This window comes from Williamsia sp. MIQD14, from assembly GCF_051025635.1.
In the GTDB taxonomy this organism is placed as follows: domain Bacteria; phylum Actinomycetota; class Actinomycetes; order Mycobacteriales; family Mycobacteriaceae; genus Williamsia_A.
Genome location: NZ_JBPFDG010000006.1, coordinates 161568 through 183158, shown reverse-complemented (window position 1 = coordinate 183158; position 21591 = coordinate 161568). Strand labels below are relative to the sequence as shown.

18 protein-coding genes and 1 tRNA gene are annotated in these 21591 nt (G+C 68.8%); 10 read left to right on the top strand and 9 right to left on the bottom strand.

Translation table 11 applies throughout. The features are described 5' to 3' along the window. Position 1: 1 nt before the first annotated feature. The gene (locus ACQ7HM_RS20760; protein ID WP_434218123.1) at positions 2-637 is read left to right on the top strand and encodes a non-canonical purine NTP pyrophosphatase; all 636 of its coding nucleotides are present in this window, start codon (positions 2-4) and stop codon (positions 635-637) included. A 6-nt stretch (positions 638-643) separates the two neighbouring features. On the opposite strand, the gene ACQ7HM_RS20755 is transcribed toward ACQ7HM_RS20760, so the two are convergent. Then, positions 644-997 (bottom strand): DUF3817 domain-containing protein, encoded by a 354-nt coding sequence (locus tag ACQ7HM_RS20755; RefSeq protein ID WP_434218122.1) that lies wholly within the window; start codon positions 995-997, stop codon positions 644-646. Next, positions 994-1389, bottom strand: a complete 396-nt coding sequence (locus tag ACQ7HM_RS20750) for a transcriptional regulator (RefSeq protein WP_434218121.1) — start codon at positions 1387-1389, stop codon at positions 994-996. The genes ACQ7HM_RS20755 and ACQ7HM_RS20750 overlap by 4 nt, the downstream gene beginning before the upstream one ends. Before the next feature lie 78 nt (positions 1390-1467). On the opposite strand from ACQ7HM_RS20750, the gene ACQ7HM_RS20745 reads away from it, so the two are divergent. Beyond that, positions 1468-1549 (top strand) — tRNA-Leu (locus ACQ7HM_RS20745). Between the two features lie 36 nt (positions 1550-1585). Then, the gene (locus ACQ7HM_RS20740) at positions 1586-2962 is read left to right on the top strand and encodes an NAD(P)/FAD-dependent oxidoreductase (protein ID WP_434218120.1); all 1377 of its coding nucleotides are present in this window, start codon (positions 1586-1588) and stop codon (positions 2960-2962) included. A 10-nt stretch (positions 2963-2972) separates the two neighbouring features. Here ACQ7HM_RS20740 and ACQ7HM_RS20735 read toward each other — a convergent pair whose 3' ends face one another. After that, positions 2973-3818, bottom strand: coding sequence for a helix-turn-helix transcriptional regulator (locus ACQ7HM_RS20735; protein ID WP_434218119.1), 846 nt, complete (start codon positions 3816-3818; stop codon positions 2973-2975). Between the two features lie 102 nt (positions 3819-3920). Between ACQ7HM_RS20735 and ACQ7HM_RS20730 the strand changes: the two genes are divergently transcribed. Next, positions 3921-4718: an SDR family oxidoreductase gene (locus ACQ7HM_RS20730; RefSeq protein WP_434218118.1), complete on the top strand. Its 798-nt coding sequence runs from the start codon at positions 3921-3923 to the stop codon at positions 4716-4718. A gap of 12 nt (positions 4719-4730) precedes the next feature. Here ACQ7HM_RS20730 and ACQ7HM_RS20725 read toward each other — a convergent pair whose 3' ends face one another. From ACQ7HM_RS20725 to ACQ7HM_RS20710, 4 genes are all read right to left on the bottom strand, one after another. After that, complete coding sequence (locus tag ACQ7HM_RS20725; protein WP_434218117.1) at positions 4731-5051, bottom strand: putative quinol monooxygenase; 321 nt, start codon at positions 5049-5051, stop codon at positions 4731-4733. Positions 5052-5124: 73 nt separating this feature from the next. Then, the gene (locus ACQ7HM_RS20720; RefSeq protein ID WP_434218156.1) at positions 5125-6150 is read right to left on the bottom strand and encodes an NAD(P)-dependent alcohol dehydrogenase; all 1026 of its coding nucleotides are present in this window, start codon (positions 6148-6150) and stop codon (positions 5125-5127) included. A 34-nt stretch (positions 6151-6184) separates the two neighbouring features. Next, the gene (locus ACQ7HM_RS20715; protein WP_434218116.1) at positions 6185-6943 is read right to left on the bottom strand and encodes an iron-sulfur cluster assembly protein; all 759 of its coding nucleotides are present in this window, start codon (positions 6941-6943) and stop codon (positions 6185-6187) included. Continuing rightward, complete coding sequence (locus tag ACQ7HM_RS20710) at positions 6940-7977, bottom strand: amidohydrolase family protein (protein WP_434218115.1); 1038 nt, start codon at positions 7975-7977, stop codon at positions 6940-6942. Before ACQ7HM_RS20710 ends, ACQ7HM_RS20715 begins: the two co-directional genes overlap by 4 nt. Before the next feature lie 227 nt (positions 7978-8204). Here ACQ7HM_RS20710 and ACQ7HM_RS20705 point away from each other — a divergent pair, with 227 nt between their 5' ends. The 3 genes from ACQ7HM_RS20705 (at position 8205) to ACQ7HM_RS20695 (ending at position 12295) form a co-directional block, all read left to right on the top strand. Further along, positions 8205-9680, top strand: a complete 1476-nt coding sequence (locus tag ACQ7HM_RS20705; RefSeq protein ID WP_434218114.1) for a GAF domain-containing protein — start codon at positions 8205-8207, stop codon at positions 9678-9680. Positions 9681-9822: 142 nt separating this feature from the next. Continuing rightward, positions 9823-11328, top strand: a complete 1506-nt coding sequence (locus tag ACQ7HM_RS20700; RefSeq protein ID WP_434218113.1) for a flavin-containing monooxygenase — start codon at positions 9823-9825, stop codon at positions 11326-11328. Between the two features lie 70 nt (positions 11329-11398). After that, entirely contained in the window at positions 11399-12295 is an 897-nt protein-coding gene (locus ACQ7HM_RS20695; RefSeq protein WP_434218112.1) for an alpha/beta hydrolase, read from the top strand. A gap of 46 nt (positions 12296-12341) precedes the next feature. Here the strand turns inward: ACQ7HM_RS20695 and ACQ7HM_RS20690 are convergent, their stop codons facing one another. Next, positions 12342-14135 carry an AMP-dependent synthetase/ligase gene (locus ACQ7HM_RS20690; protein WP_434218111.1) on the bottom strand — a complete coding sequence of 598 codons (1794 nt, stop codon included), beginning with the start codon at positions 14133-14135 and terminating at the stop codon, positions 12342-12344. A 297-nt stretch (positions 14136-14432) separates the two neighbouring features. Between ACQ7HM_RS20690 and ACQ7HM_RS20685 the strand changes: the two genes are divergently transcribed. From ACQ7HM_RS20685 to ACQ7HM_RS20675, 3 genes are all read left to right on the top strand, one after another. Continuing rightward, entirely contained in the window at positions 14433-16136 is a 1704-nt protein-coding gene (locus ACQ7HM_RS20685; protein ID WP_434218110.1) for a DEAD/DEAH box helicase, read from the top strand. Positions 16137-16306: 170 nt separating this feature from the next. Next, the gene (locus ACQ7HM_RS20680) at positions 16307-16642 is read left to right on the top strand and encodes a rhodanese-like domain-containing protein (RefSeq protein WP_434218155.1); all 336 of its coding nucleotides are present in this window, start codon (positions 16307-16309) and stop codon (positions 16640-16642) included. A 193-nt stretch (positions 16643-16835) separates the two neighbouring features. Continuing rightward, positions 16836-21044: an AAA domain-containing protein gene (locus ACQ7HM_RS20675; protein WP_434218109.1), complete on the top strand. Its 4209-nt coding sequence runs from the start codon at positions 16836-16838 to the stop codon at positions 21042-21044. A gap of 20 nt (positions 21045-21064) precedes the next feature. Here ACQ7HM_RS20675 and ACQ7HM_RS20670 read toward each other — a convergent pair whose 3' ends face one another. Continuing rightward, entirely contained in the window at positions 21065-21490 is a 426-nt protein-coding gene (locus ACQ7HM_RS20670; RefSeq protein WP_434218108.1) for an HIT family protein, read from the bottom strand. Positions 21491-21591 lie beyond the last annotated feature (101 nt).

The following is a 21591-nucleotide window of genomic DNA, read 5'->3' as shown; positions in this document are numbered from 1 at the left end:
CGTGCCGACGACCCTGCTGCTCGCGAGCCGCAACGCGAAGAAGCTGACCGAGCTGCGCCGCCTGGTCGCGACCGAGGGGATCGATGGCGTCACCATCGTCGGTCTCGACGAGGTACCACCGTTTCCCGAGGCCCCCGAGACCGGCGCAACCTTCGAGGAGAACGCGCTGGCCAAGGCGATCGACGGTTGCGCGGCAACGGGTCTCGCGTGTCTGGCCGACGACTCCGGACTCGAGGTCGACGCCCTCAACGGTATGCCGGGTGTGCTCTCGGCGCGGTGGGCCGGTCGCCACGGAGACGACGAGGCGAACCTGTCGCTGCTGCTCGGGCAGTTGGGTGATGTGCCCGACGACCGCCGGGGTGCGGCGTTCGTGTCGGCATGCGCGCTCGTCACGCCGCAGGGCGCGCAGGCGGTGGTGCGAGGGGAGTGGCGAGGACGCGTCGTGCGAGCTCCCCTGGGAGCCAACGGCTTCGGCTACGACCCGATCTTCGTCCCCGACGAGGACGACCTGACCCCACCGGGGTCGGTGGCCGGCCGCACCGCGGCGCAGTTGTCACCTGCCGAGAAGGACGGACTCAGTCATCGTTCGCGGGCGCTCACTCAGCTCCTGCCGACGCTGCGATCGCTCGACGGCTGAGCCCGCTCAGGCCGCGAGGACGGCACGCACCTCGCGGGTGCGGATGTGCTCGAAGTAGAACGACAGGAACGGGATGGTGCCGGCGATCAGCGTCAGCACGGTCTTGCCCACCGGCCAGCGCACCTTGATCGCGAGGTCGATCGCCATCGCGAGGTAGACGACATAGACCCACCCGTGCACGACCGGGACGAAGTCGAGCGAGTCCACGCCGAACGCGTACTTGAGGATCAGTTCGACGACGAGCAGCAGCAGCCACAGACCCGTCACCCAGGCCATCACCCGGTAGCGCAGCAGCGCGTTCTTGATGCGCGTCGGTTCGGCGGTCGGCTTCGCCGAGACGGACTGCTGCGGTGAGGTCACTTCTTCTCCTGCTGTGCGAGTGCGGACAGATAACGGTTGTATTCGGCGAGCTCGCGGTCCTCGGGCGGCATGTCGTCCTCGGGGACGATGCGCGTCGGTGCCGAGGGCCGCTCGGGCAGCAGGTCTGCGGGGACCTCCGTCGCGCCCCGCGCGCCGGGAGCGAGCTTGGCGACCTCCTCGGGATCGGCCTCGAGCATCACGAACCGGCGGTAGGCGTAGACGACGAACGCCGCGAACGCGGGCCACTGCAGGGCGTAGCCGAGGTTCTGTCCGGAGCCCGAACCGGACTCGAAACGGGTCCACTGCCACCACGCGAGTCCGAGGCATGCGAGTGCCGCGACCACGACCAGCGCGATGAGCGCGGGTCGGTGTCGTCGCTTCGCCTGTGCCATGGCTCCGACGGTACCCGGAACCGGAATCGGGCAGGTCAACCGGTATCGTGACGCTCGCAACACGGCAGAGTGCAGCACGCGCGAGTGGCGGAATTGGCAGACGCGCTGGATTTAGGTTCCAGTGTCCGAGGACGTGGGGGTTCGAGTCCCCCCTCGCGCACCCCGGATCAGCGATGACCGACAGTGCGGAGGCGCCATGACCATTGATGTCGACTACCTGGTGGTGGGAGCAGGCGCCATGGGCCTGGCCTTCGTCGACGTGCTGCTCACCGAATCCGACGCCACGGTCGCGCTCGTCGACCGATACGACCGGCCCGGCGGCCACTGGACCCGGGCCTACCCGTTCGTCCGGCTCCATCAGCCGTCGTCGTTCTACGGCGTGAACTCCGAGAAGCTCGGACTCGATCGCGTCGACACCGAGGGATCCAACGCGGGTCACCACGAACTGGCGTCGGGCCCGGAAGTCGTCGCCTACTTCGATCACGTCCTCACGCGACGATTCCTCCCCACCGGACGGTTCCACCACCTCCCGATGACCGAGTTCGCCGACGGCGTCCTCACCTCGGTCCTCACCGGCGAACGGCACGACATCCGTGCGCACACCGTCGTCGACGCGACCTACAGCAACGTGACCGTCCCGTCGATGCGGGCCCCGGCCTTCCCGGTCGCCCCCGGTCTGCGCTGGATGGCGCCGAACGAGATGCCCGAGATCGTCACCCCCGCCGACGGGTACGTCGTGGTCGGTGGCGGCAAGACGGGCATCGACGCGTGTCTGTGGCTGCTCGGACGCGGTGTCGACCCCGACGCGATCCGATGGATCGTGCCGCGCGACTCCTGGCTGCTCGACCGTCTGAACATCCAACCGGTCGAGGCCTTCTTCGACAGCACCGTCGGCGGGTACGCCCTGCAGCTCGAGGCCTCGGCCCAGGCCGAGACCATCGACGATCTCTTCGACCGCCTCGACCGCACCGGGCAGTTGCTGAGACTCGATCCCGCGGTGCGGCCGACCATGTACCGCTGCGCCACGGTGTCGCGGGCCGAACTCGACGAACTGCGCCGGATCCACGATGTGGTCCGCATGGGGCGCGTGCGGTCGGTGGAGTCCGACACCATCACCCTCGAGGAGGGCACGATCCCCACCACACCGAACACTGTGCACATCGACTGCACCGCAGACGGTCTCGAGCGCCGCCCGCAGGTGCCGGTGTTCACCGACGGCCGCATCACGCTGCAGAGCGTGCGCACCTGTCAGCAGGTGTTCAGCGCGGCGCTCATCGCCCACGTGGAGGTGACCGTGTCCGATATCGACCACAAGAACGAGCTGTGCGAGGTCATCGCGCACCCGGACTCCGACATCGACTGGCTGCGAACCACTCTGGCGAACACGCGCAGTGTGGCGCGGTGGGCACGTGAGCCCGGACTGGGGGAGTGGCTCGAGGCCTCGCGCCTCAACTCCATGCGCATCGGGGATGCCAGTGCGCTCACCGAGGAGCAGATGGCGGTTTCGATGCGCGTCCTCCGGTCGATGGGTCGCGCGATCCGGAACCTCGACCGTCTCCTGCAGACCGACTGAACGGGATGGGTCAGCCCGGGTGGTGACGGTGCGCGGACCGCGGTGGTGACCCGGGTGCACCGAGTCCGGCGAGGATTCGCGCGGACTCCGACCCCGCTTCGGCGCTGTAGGTCACGATCATCTCGCCGGGGGCTCCGGCGACGTGCAGTGTCGACCAGCGGAGGTCGAGCCGACCGTGCTCGGGATGGGCGATGACCTTGACGCCGTCGGACTTCCCGCGGACCTCGCCTCGGGCCCACAGCCGTGCGAAGTGATCGCTCGCCACCGAGAGCTCGCCCACGAGGTCGGTCAGTTCGGGATGCACCCCCGACGTTGCCGACAGCGACCGGAGGTTGCCGACCACCTCTGCGGCGACGTCGTCGAAGCCGAGGTAGATCTCGCGGGCACCGGGGTCGAGGAACAGCGCGCGGGCCATGTTGTCGCCGACCTGCAGGCCGATGCCGTGGTGAAGTCGTTCACCGGGGACGTTCGCGGCGATCAGATCGAGGATGCCATTGGCGACGATGGTCGGATTCGGCCACGAATCGATCATGGTGCGGATCGGTTCCGACGCCGTGGTGCGCAGCGCAACGGCCTCGCCGGAGCGGGGATCGGCGAGTTCGGCCAGGTGGGTCCGTCCGTCGTCGTCGAGCCCCAGCGCGTCTGCGAGGGTGTCGACGACCGCCGGTGACGGATGCCGGTCACGACCGCGCTCCAGCCGGATCAGATAGTCGATGCTGATACCCGCGCGCGCTGCGACCTCCTCGCGGCGCAGGCCGGGGGTACGCCGATGACCGATGGTCGCCAGCCCGACGGCCGACGGCGACACGCGTTCGCGGCGGGCCCGCAGGAACTCACCGAGGTGGTTGTCGGCCATGGAGGGATGGTATCGACCATGCTCATGGCGAGACAGGTAGCGCGACTACCCGGTAGTGACACGGTCTCCCTCACCCCATCGCCGGCGACCGACGATCAGTGCATGACAACACCGGACACACGTACACCTACCGCCCCCACACTCCATGGACGGGTCGCGCTCGTCACCGGCGCCGGATCGGGGATCGGGGCCGCCACCGCACTCTCGCTCGCGGAGGCCGGCGCGCGCGTCGCACTCGTCGGGCGCCGTCGGGATCGACTCGTCGCCGTGGCCGATCGGATCGCGCAGGCGGTGCCCGACGCGCCCACGGCCGCCGTCGTCATGGGCGACGTCACCGACGCCGCGGGTCTCACGCAGTCGATCCACGCCGCCCGCACCGAGATCGGGGCACCGTTCGATCTCGTGTGTGCCAACGCCGGATCGATGCTCGCCGCACCCATCGCCGCCGCCGACACCGCCGAGTGGGACACGATGATCTCGACCAACATCGCCGGGGTGCTCGCGACGATCCGCGCCACCGTCGACGACCTGACCGAGGCGGGCCGCGCCGGACGCGCCGCCGATCTGGTGCTGACGAGCTCCATCGGAGCGCATCTCGTACTCCCCGGGTACGCGGTGTACACCGCGACCAAGGCCGCGGTGACCCATCTCGGCACGAATCTGCGCGCCGAGCTCGGACCCGGCGGGGTGCGGGTCCGCGTGGTCGAACCGGGCATGACCGAAAGCGAACTCGGTGACCACATGACTGATCCGCAAGCCCGAGAATGGCTGGCACGCTTCGCGATCGAGAACCCACCGATCCCGGCATCGGCCATCGCCGAGTCGATCCGCTGGAGCGCCGCCCTGCCCGTCGGGATCAACGTCGCGTCGATGATCGTGCTCCCGACCGGGCAGGGGTGACGCGAGGCGCGGTCAGTCGACCTGCATCTCGCCCATCGGGCCCCAACTGTCGGCGCCGACCTTCTCGCTGATGATCTTCGGGGTGTGCGCGAGGTACTGCGGCAGGTCGGACACCGCGGCCTTGAAGTGGTCGCTGTTGACGTGTGCCTCGGCGCCGTCGTCGGCGAAGCCCTCGGTCAACACGTACTCGTTCGGGTCGTCGAGACTGCGCGCCCAGTCGAAGAACAGGTTCCCCTCCTCGCCACGGGTGCCCGCGGTGAAGCTCGCGACCAGCTCGGGCCAGGCGTCGGCGTGCTCGGGCTTCACGGGGAACTTGACGACGATGAAGATCACGGATGCGCTCCTGGGGTTGTGGTGGAGGGTTCGGTGCCACGGTACGTGGCGGGTCGGCTCGCGCGGCGGATCGTCACGGGGTGAGGATGGCGCGACCGCGGACATTGCCGGCGTCGAGATCGTCGATGGCACTCTGGAAGTCGTCGAGGGAATACTTCGCCGTGTGCAGGTTCACCGCGCCGCGTGCCGCCAACTGCATGAGGTCGCACAGGTCGTTGTACGACCCGACCAGGTTGCCCACGATGTTCTTCTCGGCCGAGATCAGGTCGATGGACGGGACGTCGATGTTCTCGCCGTAGCCGACGATGTGGTAGTCACCGGCGCGACGCGTCATCGCCAGACCCTGCGCGGTCGTGCCGTTCTCGCCGACGAAGTCGATGACGACCTCGGCGCCGTTCCCGTCCGTCAGGTCCAGGATCTGTTCGACCTGGGTGCCGTCGGCGACGATCCCGCGGTCGGCGCCGATCGACTCGGCCAGTTTGAGGGCCTGCTCGTTGCGGTCGACCACCACCAGTTCGGCAGGGCTCAGGGCCTTGAGCACCTGGATCCCGATGTGCCCCAACCCGCCTGCGCCGATGACGACACACCGATCGCGTGGCGTCAGGCGCTTCGCCGCCTTGGCCGCCGCGTGGTAGGCGGTGAGGCCGGCATCGGCGAGTGCCGCCACGTCGGCGGGCTCGAGCGAGTCGTCGATGCGTACGACGCTGCGCGCGGAGGTCTTGATGTAGTCCGCGTAGCCGCCGTGGGTGTCGATGCCGGGGAACGCGTTGACCTCACAGTGCACGTCGTCGCCGGAGCGGCAGGCACGGCACAGCCCGCAGGTGATGAGCGGGTGCAGGATCACCTTGTCGCCCTCGGCGATGTGGGTGACGGCGGAGCCCACCGCGTGGACCCAGCCGGCGTTCTCGTGTCCGATCGTGTACGGCAGTGTGACGCCGGACTTCTCGGCCCATTGCCCCTCCAGGATGTGGAGGTCGGTGCGGCACACCCCGGCGCCGCCGATCTTGACGACGACATCGAACGGACCGGTGGGTTCGGGGATCGGGACCTCGGTCATCTCGAGCTTCTGGTGGTAACCGACCACCTGGACGGCGCGCATCGTGGACATGGGTGTCTCCGGTTCTCTGGGCGGGTCAGGACGCCGCGCGCACGGTCAGTGCGGACAGCGGGACGAAGGTGGGGTCGGCGGGCTCGTCGGCATAGCGGGTGCCGAGGAGGCCTTTGCACCAGTGGGCGTTTCCCTCGATCGAGATGCGGGTGGAACGCGCCCGACGCAGGGCGTGGGTCACCGCGTCGGGCGCGTAGCTCGTACCGTCGGCGTCGACGAGGACGAGATCGTCCGCGTCGGTGCCGAGCCCGATGGCGCGCCGACGGCTCCGCAGGGAGCGGGTGGCGTCGTCATCGGGAAGCTCACCGAGTCGCACCGATCCGAGTTGCTCCTCGGTGCGTTCGGCATCGGCGCGCAGCAGCCCCGTGAGGCAGCGTTCCATCGCCGCGGTGTGCGCCTTGCGCTGGAACGTCGCGCGCAGATCCTCGAGGTCGGAGTCGGCCTCGTGCCGGAACGTGCCCCGGTACCCGGCGTCGGCGGCCAATCCGGTGTTGATGATCTCCGAGTCGTGGTGGTCGTCGAGCTCGACGATCACGGCGTCGGTCCAGAGCAGTGCCGTCAGGGCGTCCTTGGCGTCGGATGCCATGAGGTAGGCGAAGTTCGGTGCACAGAACGAGGTGGGCAATCGGAGATGGACCTCCACCGTGCCGTCGTCGGCGGTGTCGATCGACCGCACGAACCCGAGATCGGTGATGGGTTCGTCGAGTTCGGGGTCGATCACCGCGTCGAGGGCTCGGCGGATCTCGGCGTGACGAGTGGTGTCGAGGGTGGGAGCCGACATCATGCGCCGACCATCTCGTCGGCGCCGCGCGGGCCGGTGGCCGTCTCGTCGGCGTCGGCGAGCTGCAGTTCGGCGGGCACGGGGATGTCGTAGAGCTTCGCCGCGTTGAGCCCGAGGATCTTCTTCTTCTGATCGGTGGTGATCTTCGGGTACTCGCTGAGCTCGTCGGGGATCTGGAAGTCGACGAAGCTCTCCACCAACCACTTCGGGGTCCACAGGGCGTAGTCGGAGGAGAAGAAGATCCGGTCCTCACCGAGCCAGTAGAGGAGCTCGCCCATGATCTGCGCGAAGTACTTGGGGCGGGTGTGCATGAACGGGATCGCCACCGCGAGGCCCGCGTACACGTTGGGCTCCTGCGTGGCGATCCAGCAGAAGTCCTCCAGACGCGGCAGGCCGCAGTGCTCGACGACGAAGTTGAGATCGGTGAAGTCCGACGCCACGTGGTCGACGTCGGCGACGTCGAAGGCGTCGCGGTCGAGCGGCCGGATGGTGGGGCCCTTGTGGACGTGGATGTTCTTGATGCCGAGCTTGCGGCACTCCTCGAAGTAGCGGTACGCCCACGGGTCGTCGAGCTTGTAGCCGCGGGACTCGCCGTGCCACTCGGCGGTGTAGAGCTTGACGCCCTTGAGGTGGTACTTCTCGGCGTCGAGCCGGAGCTGATCGAGCCCCTGCTCGCCGTTGCGGGGATCGAAGTGATGGTTGTAGGTCAGCTTGTCCGGATGAGCTGCAGCGAGCTCGGACGCTTCCTCGGTCTGCCCAAATCCCTTGTGATAGAACTCGCCGAGATGCGCGGGCTGGAAGATCGCGTGGTCGACGTGGCCCACCTCGAACAGATCGTGCATCAGGCGGTCGCCACCCTGGTACAGGTACTCCTCGTAGCTCCAGAGCTCGGACTCCGGCGACAGGTTCCGGTGGTAGTCGTAGAAGCAGTCGATGAACTGCTTGCCGTGGATGTTGCGCTGGTTCTCTGCCCGCGCGTCCCACAGTGCGACGTGGGCGTCGACGATGAAGTAGCTGGTGTCGTCCTTGCGATACATGGCTGTTCTCCCTCTCGTGTGACTGCTGTCACAACGTGTGGAGCCGACACTAGAAGCGCGCGACCCGCTTGCCGACGGCGTCGCAGTCTCACTTTGAGACACGTGCGCACGCGTGCACTCCGCGGCGACCAGTGACACTGTGGTGTAACCGGGGTCACACCGGTGGCGCCCCGGTGGGTGCGGGTCGACTCACCGCGGACGACGACGAACGGCGGACGGGGATGACGATGGACGAGAGCGTCCCGGAACGCACCCGCGTGCATGCGGAGCTGACGCACGCGACGCCGGTGTCGAGCCGTGTGATGGCCTCGTGGCAGCGCAGCGAGGACTACGGGATCCCGCTCGACGCGGTCGAACCGGTCTTCACCGGCACCGAGGACCTCGGATCCCTGTTCTTCCAATGCGGCAACGAGGTGCTCACCGACCTGCACCGCACACTCGCCGACGAACCGGTCAGCCTCATGCTCACCGACGCCGACGGCGTCGTGCTCAGTCGACTCAGCGGCGACCGTGGGTTGCTACGAGCCCTCGACGACGTGCACCTCGCGCCGGGGTTCGCCTACTCCGAACGTGACGTGGGCACCAACGGGCTCGGCCTCGCCCTCGCCGATCGCGTCCCGACCCTGGTCCGCGCCGATCAGCACTACGCGCAGAACCTGTGCTCGTTCACCTGTGCCGCCGTACCGATCCTCGAACCCGAGTCGGGTCGTCTCGAGGGCAGCGTCAACCTGACGACCTGGTCGCGCTCGTCGAGTGAGCTGCTGCTGGCGCTGGCCCGGTCGGCGGCGAGCAACACCACCGCCCTGATGGTCGCCCGCTCGCACGGCCGCCGGCCGTTGCGCACCCCGCGCGGACAGATCTTCCGCGTGGAGGTGCCGCGTCTGGAACCGGGATCGGGGACCCTGCACGACCTCTCGCCCTCCTGGAACGCCGCGGTGGGCACCGCGCAGACCGCGATGGTCGAGCGCAAGGTGGTCGCCGCCATCGGGGAGCCCGGGTCGGGGCGGGCCACCGCCCTCGCGCAGGCCGCCCGCCGTGCGTTCCCGCGCGATCGCATCCTGTCCGCCGCGGCGCCGGCCCCGACCGACGTGAGCACCTGGTTGGGGCTCTGGACCCCCGAGGTCGGCAAGGACCACACCGCGGTCATCGTGCGCGACGTCGACATGTTGCCGGGCTGGGTCGCCGAACAACTCCGCGATCTCGTCGCCCGGTCCCCGCAGCACGGTGTCCTCCCGTTCGCGGTGACCGCCGAGCGGTTCGCCGACATCCCGCCGGCCCTCGCCGAGATCATCGACACGGTGGTGGCCGTCCCCACGTTGCGCGACCGCCCCGACGATGTGCCGGCCCTCGCCGGGCACATCGCGCGTCGGGTCCGTGGTCGCGACGTCGAGTTCACCGCGGCGGCCCGACGCGCGTTGCGGGGCTTCGACTGGCCCGGCAACGTAGACCAGCTCACCCGCGTCGTCGGCGAGTGCGCCGGCCGCACCGACGTCATCGACATCGGCGTACTGCCGCCGGAGATCCTGGCCGGCAGTTCCCGACACCTCTCGCGCATCGAGGCCTTCGAACGCGGTGAGATCGTGCGGGTGCTCTCCGACGGGACCCCCACGATGGCGCAGGCCGCCCAGGAGCTGGGGATGAGTCGCGCGACGCTGTATCGCAAGGTCTCCCAGTACGACATCGACCTCACGCGAGGCCGCTGACCTGGGTCGACCGCGAACGGTGCCAGTCCGACCGGCAGCTCGTTGTGTGTTCTCACCATTGCGGGCGCGTTGTGACCGCACACACACTGGAGTGGCGTGCCCGGCGACCTTCGGCGGCGTCACGCGGGGAGGCGGGTCGCGAGTGACCACAGCGAGCGAGACCGATGTCGACGTCATCATCGTCGGGGCCGGACTGTCCGGGGTGGGCGCGGCACACCATGTCCGCAAAGCCCTCCCGGGCGGACGGCTCGCCGTCCTCGAGGCCCGCGAGCGCATAGGCGGGACCTGGGATCTGTTCCGGTATCCCGGAGTGCGCTGCGATTCCGACATGCAGAGCCTGAGCTACCGGTTCAACCAGTGGACCCGCTCGGACTCCATCGTCTCCGGCGCCACGATCCGCGACTACATCGAGCAGACCGCCGTCGCCGACGGCACCGACGAACAGATCCGCTTCTCCCACAGGGTGACCCGGGTCGAGTTCGACACCGCGACGACCACGTGGACGGTGACCGCGCGACACCACGATCAGACCGTCGTCCTCACCAGTCGCTTCCTGTACCTGTGCACCGGGTACTACAGCTACGAGGCGGGCCACACCCCTGACATCCCCGGCCTCGACGATTTCGACGGCCCCGTGGTGCATCCGCAGCAGTGGCCCGACGACCTCGACCACACCGGCAAGCGTGTGGTGGTGATCGGCAGCGGCGCCACCGCCATCACCCTGGTGCCCGCGCTCACCGAGAAGGCCGAGCACGTGGTCATGCTGCAGCGATCGCCGACGTACGTGATGGCGTTCCCTCGTCACGACGACCTCGCCGAGAAGATCGCGCGACGGATCGGTGCGCGACGCTCGGCAGTCCTCACACGGTGGAAGAACGTCCTGATCGACACCGTCCTCTATCAGATGTGTCAGCGGTGGCCGCGCTACATGCGGTCGGTCATCCGCAAGGAGAACGCCGCGCAACTGCCCGCCGACTTCGACCTCGAGAAGCACTTCACGCCGAAGTACGACCCGTGGGATCAGCGGATGTGCCTCGCCCCCGACGGAGACATCTTCTCGGTCCTGGCCGACGGCACCGCGTCGATCGTCACCGACACCATCGAGCGCGTGAGCGCGCACGCCGTCGAGACGCGGTCGGGTGACACCATCGACGCCGACATCGTCGTCACGGCCACCGGGCTGCAGATGCTCGCGTTCGGCGGCATCGGGATCGCGGTCGACGGTCGCGAGGTCGCGCCGTCGGACACGTTGTCCTACAAGGGCATGATGCTCAGCGGCGTGCCGAACCTCGTCTTCACCATCGGCTACACGAATGCGTCGTGGACGTTGAAGGCCGACCTGGTCGGTGAGCACTTCGGTCGCATGCTCGCCCACATGCGCACGCACGGTCACGACCAGTTCGTACCGGTGCGGCCCGACTCCGTCGACGAGCGACCGCTGCTCGACTGCGAGGCCAACTACATCGTGCGGTCGATCGACACGTTCCCGCGTGCGGGTTCCCGGTCGCCATGGCAGCTCGGGATGAGCTACTACCACGACGTGATCACGCTGCGGCACCGTCGCGTCGCCGATCCCGCGATGCGATTCACCGGTCCCGAGGATCGACGTCGCGCCGGTGCCCGTGACCGCGCCGACGCGGTGCGCTGACACCTCGATCGCGGTGCGTTTCCCGGCGCGCGCAGGACCATCGCCCCCCGGCGCGAATAGACTCCCGTGGGTGAACGCTGATCCGTCCACCCTCTCCGTGGAACTCCCGGAGCTCACCGTGTCGGCCCTGACGTGGGGTCCCACCGACGGCCCGCTGGCGCTGCTGCTCCACGGCTACCCGGATTCGGCCTGGTCGTGGCGACATCTCGGGCCCGCCCTCGCCGAACGGGGCTTCCGTGTGGTCGCGCCGTTCAGCCGGGGGTACGCCCCGACCGGCATCCCCGCCGACGACGACTTCCACGTCGGAGCACTCATGCACGACGTGATCGGTGTCCACCGCGTTCTCGGCGGCGACGGTGAGGCCGTGGTCATCGGGCACGACTGGGGTGCACTCACCGCGAACGCACTGGGTGCCTATCGCAAGTCGCCGTTCCGGGCGGTGGTGTCGATGTCGGTGCCGCCGGTCCCGGCCATGGTGCGCACCGACTCGCCGCCGGCGGTCGTCGCACGTCGACTACTCCGTCAGGCGCGGATGAGCTGGTACATGCTGTTCAACCAGATCCCCGGGGTCGCCGAGCGCTCCCTCGACCGACTGATCCCTCGATTGTGGCGCGACTGGTCGCCCGGTCACGACCCCGCCGAGGACCTGGTCCACGTCTTCGACGCCCTGCCGACGGCGGCCCACCGTCGTGCGGCCCTCCGGTACTACCGCGCGACACTGCGTCCGGGCCGACCGATCGCGCGCTATCGCGAGATGCACGATGCGTGGCGCCACGCCCCCGTGGTGCCGACGCTGTACCTGCACGGTGTCGACGACGGCTGCATGCAGGTCGGCTACGCCGGGTCGGTGCGCGACGTGCTCCCCGACGGCAGCCGGGTCGAACTGGTCGACGGCGCAGGACACTTCCTGCAGGTCGAACAGCCCGAGACCGTCAACCGGCTGATCGTCGAGTTCGTGTCGCGCTGACGGCGGCCACGGGCGCGGAGAGTCGACCCCGCGCCCGGCCCCCCTGTCATCGCTTCGCGTACAGCTCCTCGATCGCGTCGCCGTGTGCCTGGTGGATGACGTTGCGCTTGAGCTTCATGGTCGGCGTGATCTCACCGGACTCGATGGTGAAGTCGGAATCGAGGATGGTGAACTTCTTGATCGCCTCGGCCTTCGACACCTTGTTGTTGGCCTGCTTCACCGCTCCGTCGATCTCGGCGCGCAGTGTCTCGTTGGTCGCCAGGTCGGCGATCGAGGTGTCGGCCGAGAGCCCGTTGCGCTCGAGCCAGCCCGGGACCGCCTCGGCGTCCAGCGTGATCAGGGCCGCGATGAACGGCTTGTTGTCGCCGACCACCAGGCACTGGCTCACCAGCGGGTGGGCACGGATCGAGTCCTCGAGAGGCGCGGGGGAGACGTTCTTGCCGCCGGCGGTGACGATGAGTTCCTTCTTGCGGCCGGTGATCGCGAGGTACCCGTCGGTGAGGGTGCCGATGTCGCCGGTGCGGAACCAGTCGCCGTCGAACGAGTCGCGGGTCGCCTCCTCGTTGTGCCAGTACCCGCCGAAGACCATGGGGCCCTTGAGCAGCACCTCGCCGTCGTCGGCGATGCGCACCGAGGCGCCCGCCACGGGACGTCCGACGGTGCCCACGCGCTGCGAACCCGGGGCGTTGACCGTCACCGCGGCGGCGGTCTCCGACAGGCCGTAGCCCTCGTAGACCGGGATCCCGATACCGCGGAAGAAGTGCCCGAGTCGGTCGCCCAGCGGTGCGCCGCCGGAGATGGCGTCGGTGCACTTCCCGCCGAGGGCGGCGCGCAGCTTGGCGTAGACCAGGGCGTCGAACACCTTGTGCTTGACGCGCAGCACGAGACCGGGGGAACCCTTGTCGAGGGCGCGGCTGTACTCGATGGCGGTGTCGGCCGCGCGGTCGAAGATCTTGCCCTTGCCGCCGTCGTAGGCCTTCTGCTTCGCGCTGTTGTAGACCTTCTCGAACACGCGGGGCACCGACAGGATGTAGCTCGGCTGGAACTTCTCGAAATCGGAGATCAGGTTCGCGATGTCGTTGGTGTGACCCAACAGGACGCCGCTCTCGACCGAACCGACCGCGACCACGCGGGCGAAGATGTGCGCCAGCGGGAGGAACAGCAGGGTCGAGCGACCCTCGGACATGATGTCGCCCAACGTCTCGCGGACACTCGCGCACTCACCGAGGAAGTTGCCGTGGGTCAGCGCCACACCCTTGGGGTTGCCGGTGGTGCCCGAGGTGTAGACCAGCGTCGCCATGCTCTCCGAGGTGAGTGTCGACCGTCGGCGTTCGAGCTCGTCGTCGCCGATGTCGGCGCCCTTGCCCGCGAGGGTCCCGAGGATGTCGTCGTCGATCACGAGGGTCTCGCGCAGCGTCGACGAGGCGGCGTCGACGACGTCGGCGTGCGTGCTGCGCATCGCCTCGTTCTCCACGATCAGCAGCGATGTGCCCGAATCCGAGAGGATGTACTTCACCTGGTCCGACGCCGAGGTCTCGTAGATCGCGACCGTGGCGGCCCCCGCGCGCCAGATCGCGTAGTCCAGCACGGTCCACTCGTACCGGGTGGAGGACAGGATGCCCACCCGGTCGCCCGGTTCGACACCGGCCGCGATCAGGCCCTTGGCGGTCGCGTCGATCTGGTCGGCGAACTCGCCGGCGGTCACGATGGTCCACTTGTCCCCGCTGCGACGGCGGAAGAGGGGCAGGTCGGGGCGTTCGCTGCGGTAGCGCAGCGGTGCGTCGACGATGGCGGCGTCGTCGGCGACGGTGGTGGTCGAGGGGGTGGTCACTTCGGGCACGAGGGTCTCCAATTCGATCGATCGACGCAGCCCGAAAACGGACAATCCCGACCTGCGGCAGCACTGTGACACAGATTACCTGGTCTGTTCCCACGGCAAACCGGGGCCGCACAACCCGCCGAAAAGCGCCTCTGCGCCGCAGGTCACGAATAACGGATCGGCCCCGCGGACGGTTAGAGTGCTCCCGGAGACAACTCTCCTCCGGTGGGCCGTGAGGCCGCCGGGAATCAACGATCGGCTCAGGTGCCGGGAATCGGCGGGCAGGCAGTGGACGGCAACGGGTCAGAGGCCCAATCGGTGACATTCGCCGATCTCGACATCGAACCCCGGGTGCTCCAGGCACTCAACGACGTGGGGTACGAGAGTCCGTCGCCCATCCAGGCCGAGACGATCCCCCCGTTGATGGCCGGTCGCGATGTCGTCGGCCTCGCCCAGACGGGCACCGGCAAGACGGCCGCGTTCGCGATCCCGGTCCTGTCGAAGATCTCCGGCGGCGGACGCAAGCCGCGCGCACTGGTCCTCGCCCCCACCCGTGAGCTCGCGCTGCAGGTCGCCGAGGCGTTCGGCAAGTACGCCGCGCATCTGCCCGACATCAAGGTCCTGCCGATCTACGGCGGCCAGAGCTACGGCGTCCAGCTGTCGGGCCTGCGTCGCGGCGCACAGATCGTCGTCGGTACGCCCGGTCGCGTGATCGACCACCTCGACAAGGGCACCCTCGACATCTCCGAGCTCGACTTCCTCGTCCTCGACGAGGCCGACGAGATGCTCACCATGGGTTTCGCCGAGGACGTCGAGCGGATCCTGCGTGACACCCCCGATTCCAAGCAGGTCGCCTTGTTCTCGGCGACCATGCCCAAGGCCATCGGCCGACTGGCGCAGAAATACCTCAAGACCCCGGTCGAGATCACCGTCAAGGCGAAGACGCAGACCGCGCAGAACACCACACAGCGCTACCTGCAGGTGTCCCACCAGCGCAAGCTCGACGCCCTCACGCGTGTGCTCGAGGTCGAGACCTTCGACGCGATGATCATCTTCGTCCGCACGAAGTCGGCCACCGAGGAACTCGCCGAGAAGTTGCGGTCGCGGGGATTCTCCGCCGCGGCCATCAACGGCGACATCGTGCAGGCGCAGCGAGAGCGCACCATCTCGTCGCTGAAGGCCGGATCGCTCGACATCCTCGTGGCCACCGACGTCGCCGCCCGTGGCCTCGATGTCGACCGCATCTCCCACGTCGTCAACTACGACATCCCGCACGACACCGAGTCGTACGTGCACCGCATCGGTCGCACCGGACGTGCGGGTCGGTCCGGTGACGCACTGCTGTTCATCACCCCGCGGGAACGTCATCTGCTGCGGTCGATCGAGAAGGCGACGCGACAGCCCATCACCGAGATCGGGCTGCCCAGTGTCGACGACGTCAACGCCCAGCGTGTGGCGAAGTTCGGTGAGTCGATCACCGAGAACCTGGCGTCGGACAACATCGCGATGTTCCGTCGACTCATCGAGAACTACGCGCAGGAGAACGATGTCGCCATGGCCGACATCGCCGCCGCGCTGGCCCTCGAGACCCGCGACGGTGGGTTCCTGCTCAGCCCCGACCCGCCCGCGGGTGAACGCAAGGCCGGGTCCGAGCGCCCCGAGCGCCGTCCGCGCGAGGGTGGCACCAACTTCGCGACCTACCGCATCGCGGTCGGCAAGAAGAACAACGTCACCCCGGGCGCGATCGTCGGGGCCATCGCCAACGAGGGCGGGCTCAGCCGCGGCGACTTCGGGCACATCAGCATCCGCGCCGACTACAGCCTCGTCGAACTGCCCGAGGATCTCGGCCGCGAGACGCTGACCGCACTGCGCAGCACCCGTATCTCCAACGTGCCGATCAACCTCAGCAAGGACCAGGGTCCGCCGCGGCAGCGATCGTCGTCGCGTCAGGGCGGTGGCCGCGGTGGCGATTTCGGCGGACGACGCGGGGCACCACGCGTGGCCGGCCGCGGTCGGCACTGACCCGACGCGACCGATCCATCCGCGGGTCTCACCGCGTGCAGGAAACTTTCCCGTAACATCGGCTCGGCTCCGTCCGATGTCTTCTTCACGGGCCACGACATCGTCGTCGTACCCGACCGGACGTCCGCGTCAGAATTTTCCTGCAGTAACAAGGATCGGTGAGTTCCCCGGTGTCAGTGGTGGATCCAATCTCGGCGACAGAAGCGGCCGAGCACACGCAACAGGGCGCGGCCGTCGTGGTGGACATGCGTCCCCAGGTGGTGCGTCATCAAGGAAGCCTTCCCGGGGCGGTGATCGTCGAACCCGCCGACCTGACCGCCGCGTTCGAACCGACCTCCCCCCGCCGGATGCCCTGCGTCTGCGACATGAACGTCGAGATCGCCGTGGTGTCGGTGCGTGCACAGGCGCGCCGCATCGCCGAGCAGATCGCCGCGCTGGGATACACCAACGTGCGCTACGTCGACGGGGATTTCCCGGCCTTCCGGTCGGCGCTCCTCGCCGGCTGATCGGGCACGTCGGTCCGTCCCGGCCCTCGCGTGGCCACGCTCGGCGGGAGCATCGAATAACGTGTACACCCATGAATGCGAAGGTCAGGGCCCGAGCAGGTAGCGTTCTCTCTGCCTCGGTCCATAGACCTGAGGTTCACCTCGAGGTGACCCGACGACCTCGACCGCTGCTGGTGCGGGCGAAGAGGACCTGATGACCGAATCGATGTCCGTCGACGACCGACGCGCACGGGTGTTACGGCTGTTGCAGTTCCTGCACGAGCTCATCCGTGCGAAGTCCGATGTCGTGCGCAACGTCGACGACCACGAGGCCCTCGTCTGGCTCGGTGACGACCACGGCCTGCCCGTCCGCGGCAAGGCCGCCCCCGGTGAACGCTTCCTCGAGCTGCGATCGAGCGGTGCGGGTGCCGACGGGTTCGCGAGCGTCGCCGGCATGCTCGACGATCTCGCCGAACGTCCCGAGTCGCTCGAACTCGTCGTCGCGACCGGTCTGCTCACCATCGGTGCCGACGCGTCCGCCGCGGGCAACGACACCGTCCCGGCGGTCAACCAGCACCTGCTGACCCAGGCGGTCGTCGCCGAGCACGACCACACCGCCGGCACCATCTCGATCAGCCTCGCCGGCGACTCGGTCCCCGAACTCCAGGACAGCCACCTGCTCACCGGGGTCGACGGCTTCGACCTCGGTCGGTCGGGGGAGATCGCCGACCTGCTCGCCGCGCAGCCGTCCGTCCTCGCACCCGCCGTCGCCGACATCGTCGACACCTGGCGCACCACCGTGCCGACGGGCGCCACGCCCGTGACCGTCACGGCCACACCGGCTCTCGTTCTGCGCAACCGCGGTTCGGGCGCGATCCTCGGCTACTACGAGGCGATGATGGCGTCGTTGCGCGACGCCGACCGCGACGCCCCGATCCCCATCGGGCTGGCTCAACTCGTCGAACCGATCGAGTCCGACGAACGCGTGGCGCGGCTGGCGGACGCGGGCGCGATGTCGGCGGGTGAACTCGTCGAGGACGCCCTCTACCCCTTGCCGTCGAACGTCGAGCAGCGCGACATCCTCGCGCAGCTCGGACTCGACAGCGGTGTGGTGGTGGAGGGGCCGCCCGGCACGGGCAAGACCCACACCATCGCCAACCTCATGGCCGCCCTGCTGGCCAAGGGGCAGCGCGTCCTGGTCGTCAGCGAGAAGGCCCAGGCGCTGCAGGTCCTGCGCGACAAACTCCCGCCGGAGCTGCGCGAGCTCGCCGTGGCCATCACCGACGTCACGAAGGACGGTTCGTCGTCCCTGGTCGAGAGCGTCGAGGCGATCGCAGCCCGCAAGGGTTCGTTCCAGTCGAGGGTGGTCACCTCCGAGATCAAGAACCTGCGGTCCAAGCGTGACCAGGCACGTGCCAAGCGCGAACAGATCCTGCGGGAGATCTGGCAGCTGCGCGAGTCCGAGACCGAGAAACACGAATGGGTGGCCGCGGGCTACAGCGGCACCGCCGCGCACATCGTGCGGACCTGCCAGGAGGTCGCCGATCGGTACGACTGGCTTCCCGGACCGCTCGAGTCGGCGCTGCCGCCGCTCGACACCGACGAGATGGACCGCCTGCTGACGTTGCTCCGCGAGCGCGACGACACCTGGGCGAGTCGCCTGTCCCAGCGTCTGCCCGAACTCGAGGCGTTCCTTCCCGGGTCTGTCGAGCTCGACTCGATCTGCGCCCGCATCGCCGAGCAGCCCAGCGAGAAGATGGTCGGGAGCGGCTCGCTGCTGGCGATCCTCTCCGATGTCGACAGCGGACGTCTGCTCACGATCAAGAACCAGTGCGACCATCTCGGCGCCGCGGTGCGCGAGGTGCGGACGTTCGCCGACCACCTGCAGCAGATGGCCGAGCGGCTGCTCTCGGGCGAGGCCGCGTACCTGTGGAACCGCGTCACCCAGATCTCGGCCGTCATCGACGAGGCCACCCGCCGCGACCGCGACATCGGCACCCACGAGGTGTCCGTCGCGTCCGCCGACGGGGGTCACGGCGCCCCCGCCGGCGCCGCATCGGTGTTCGACGACGCCGCGCAGTACCTCCGGACCGGTGGTGCCTGGCGAACGCGGTTCCGCAAGTCGCCGCAGCAGCGGGCCGTCGACGCGCTCGGCGTCGTGGCCACCGTCGACGGCCGTCCGCCTACCGACGCCGACAACATGCAGCTCGTCGCCGACCACCTCGCCGTGCTCGAAGGCGTCGGCCGCGTGCAGACGGTCCTCGCCGACGTCGACGTCCCGGTCGACACCACCGGATCGCGGTCGTCGCAGCTCGGTCAGCTCGTCCGGCTCGACGAGCAGCTGGGCTGGATCTCAGAATTGCTCACCGGCCGTGACGCACTCGTTCGTCAGCTCGAGTCGATCAGTCCCGGTGGCCCCCGCCCGAAGAGCATCGACGAGGTCGCCGAGGTGGCGCGTCAGACCGGTGCGATCGCGGCGACCAACGACGCCGTCCTCGCGCGACGGGAACTCGACGAGTACGCGCGGGCCCTGAGCGCCGAGGTGGACCAGGGGCCGTCCGACGAGGGCGAGGCGCTCCTCGCGGCCATCGTCGCCGCCGATGCCGACGCCATCAAGGAGTCGCGCCGCGCATTCAACTCCGCACGCGCACAACGAGACCGACAGGGTGCGCTGGATCTGCTCGAACTCCGCCTCAAGCAGAAGGCGCCCGAGCTGCACCGCCTGCTGCGCGAGACCGCCGACGACCGCGTGTGGGAAGGGCGTCTGCGGGAGCTGACCGACGCCTGGTCGTGGCGCCGCGCCTACTCGTGGGCGTCGGACCGCAGCGATCCGCATCGCGAATCACGGCTCGAGTCCGATCTCGACGCCGTCGAGGCCGACATCGGACACTTCACCGCCGGGCTCGCGGCGGCCTGCGCATGGCGGGAGTGCCTCGAGCACATGACCGTCGCGCAGGTGCAGGCCCTGCAGTCCTACCGCGACCACATCACCAACCTGGGCAAGGGTTCGGGCAAACACGCCGAACGGTTCCGTCGCGCCGCGCGATCGGCGATGACGCAGGCCCAGGGGGCGGTCCCGGCGTGGATCATGCCGATCTCGCAGGTCCTCTCCTCGATCACCCCCGAGCAGAACTCATTCGACGTCGTGATCGTCGACGAGGCGAGTCAGGCCGACATCACCAGCCTGTTCCTGCTGTGGCTGGCTCCGCGCGTGATCGTCGTCGGCGACGACAGGCAGTGTGCGCCGGGTACATCCGGTGCCGCCGGGCTCGACGACGTCTTCGCCAAACTCGACACCTACCTGCCCGACGTCCCGCAGTACATGCGGGACAGCCTCACCCCGCGGTCGAGCCTGTTCTCCATGCTGCGCACCCGCTTCGGCCACGTGGTGCGACTGCGGGAGCACTTCCGGTCGATGCCGGAGATCATCGAGTACTCGTCGCGGCAGTTCTACCCGGATTCGCCGCTGGTGCCGGTGCGACAGTTCGGCGCCGACCGCCTCCCGCCGCTGCGCACGGTATTCGTACCCGAGGCCGTCGCCACCGGGGACAGCTCCGCGCTGACCAACAGTGTCGAGGCCGACGCACTCGTCGAGGCGTTGGTCGCCTGCGCCGGCGACGAGCGCTACGCGGGTCTCACCTTCGGCGTGGTGGTGCTGCAAGGGCAACGCCAGGTCGACCTCATCACCCAGCGACTGCGCGCCGCGCTGACCCCCGAGCAGTGGCACGAACGGTCGCTGCGCATCGGCACGCCGCCGGACTTCCAGGGCGACGAACGCCACGTGGTGTTCCTGTCGATGGTGGTCTCGGTCGACCGGAACCCGGTGTCGCTCACCAGAAGTGAGTCGCAGCGCCGGTTCAACGTGGCGGCGTCGCGTGCGATGGAGCAGCTGTGGCTGTTCCACTCGGTCGCCTCCGACGACCTCAAGCCCAACGACCTGCGGTACTCGCTGCTGTCCTACATGGAACGCACCGAGGGTGCGCTGGTCGCCCCGATGCCGTCGGGGGTCACCGTCGACGAGCGGTGTGAGCCGTTCGAGAGCCTCTTCGAGCAGCAGATCTTCCTCGATCTGACCGCCCGCGGTTATCACGTCAACCCGAAGGTGTCGGTGAACAACCGCGTCATCGACCTCGTGGTCACCGGCGCCGATGCCCGGCTGGCCGTGGAGTGCGACGGCGACGAGTTCACCAGCACGCCCGAACAGGCACGCGCGGACATGGAGCGCGAGCGCGAACTACGGCGTTGCGGGTGGCGTTTCTGGCGCGTGCGTGAATCGGAATACCTGCTCGACCCGGAGCGCGCCCTGGCCGGACTGTGGCAGGAACTCGAGACGCGGGGCGTCGCCGCCGACTCGATTCCCGACAGCGACGTCGCGCAGACGACACCGACCTGGGAGCCGATCGACCTCACCGGCGGGGACTAGGCGCAACTGCGCCGCGGCGGTCAGGTCCCCTCGGGCATGGCCGCGCGCACCGCGGCCACCGTCGCGTCGGGATCGGGGTCGCGCCGCATCACCAGGCCGCGGGCGAAGGACAGTCGGTCGCCGTGGTGTCGTGGAACCACGTGCACGTGGGTGTGGAACACCGTCTGGAACGCCGCGCGGCCGTCGTTGATCATCACGTTCACGCCGTCGGCGGCGATCGACGAGGACCTCAGGGCCGCACCGATCAACCGGGCGGCGTCGAACAACCGCGTCCCCATCTCGCTGGTGATGCCGGCGAGGTCGGGGTGGTGCTCGCGGGGGATGACCAGTGTGTGGCCCGGACGTACCGGGCGGATGTCGAGAAAACCCATCACGTGGTCGTCGGAGTAGACCATGCGTGCCGGGGCGGTACCGGCCACGATCGCGCAGAACACGCACTCACTCATGACCGTCACCCTAGGGTGCGCCGCGCGGACGACGCCGACGCGTCGTGACTCGTCACGGCGCGAGACGACACGATGTGGGTCACCACCAGGTGATAACGATT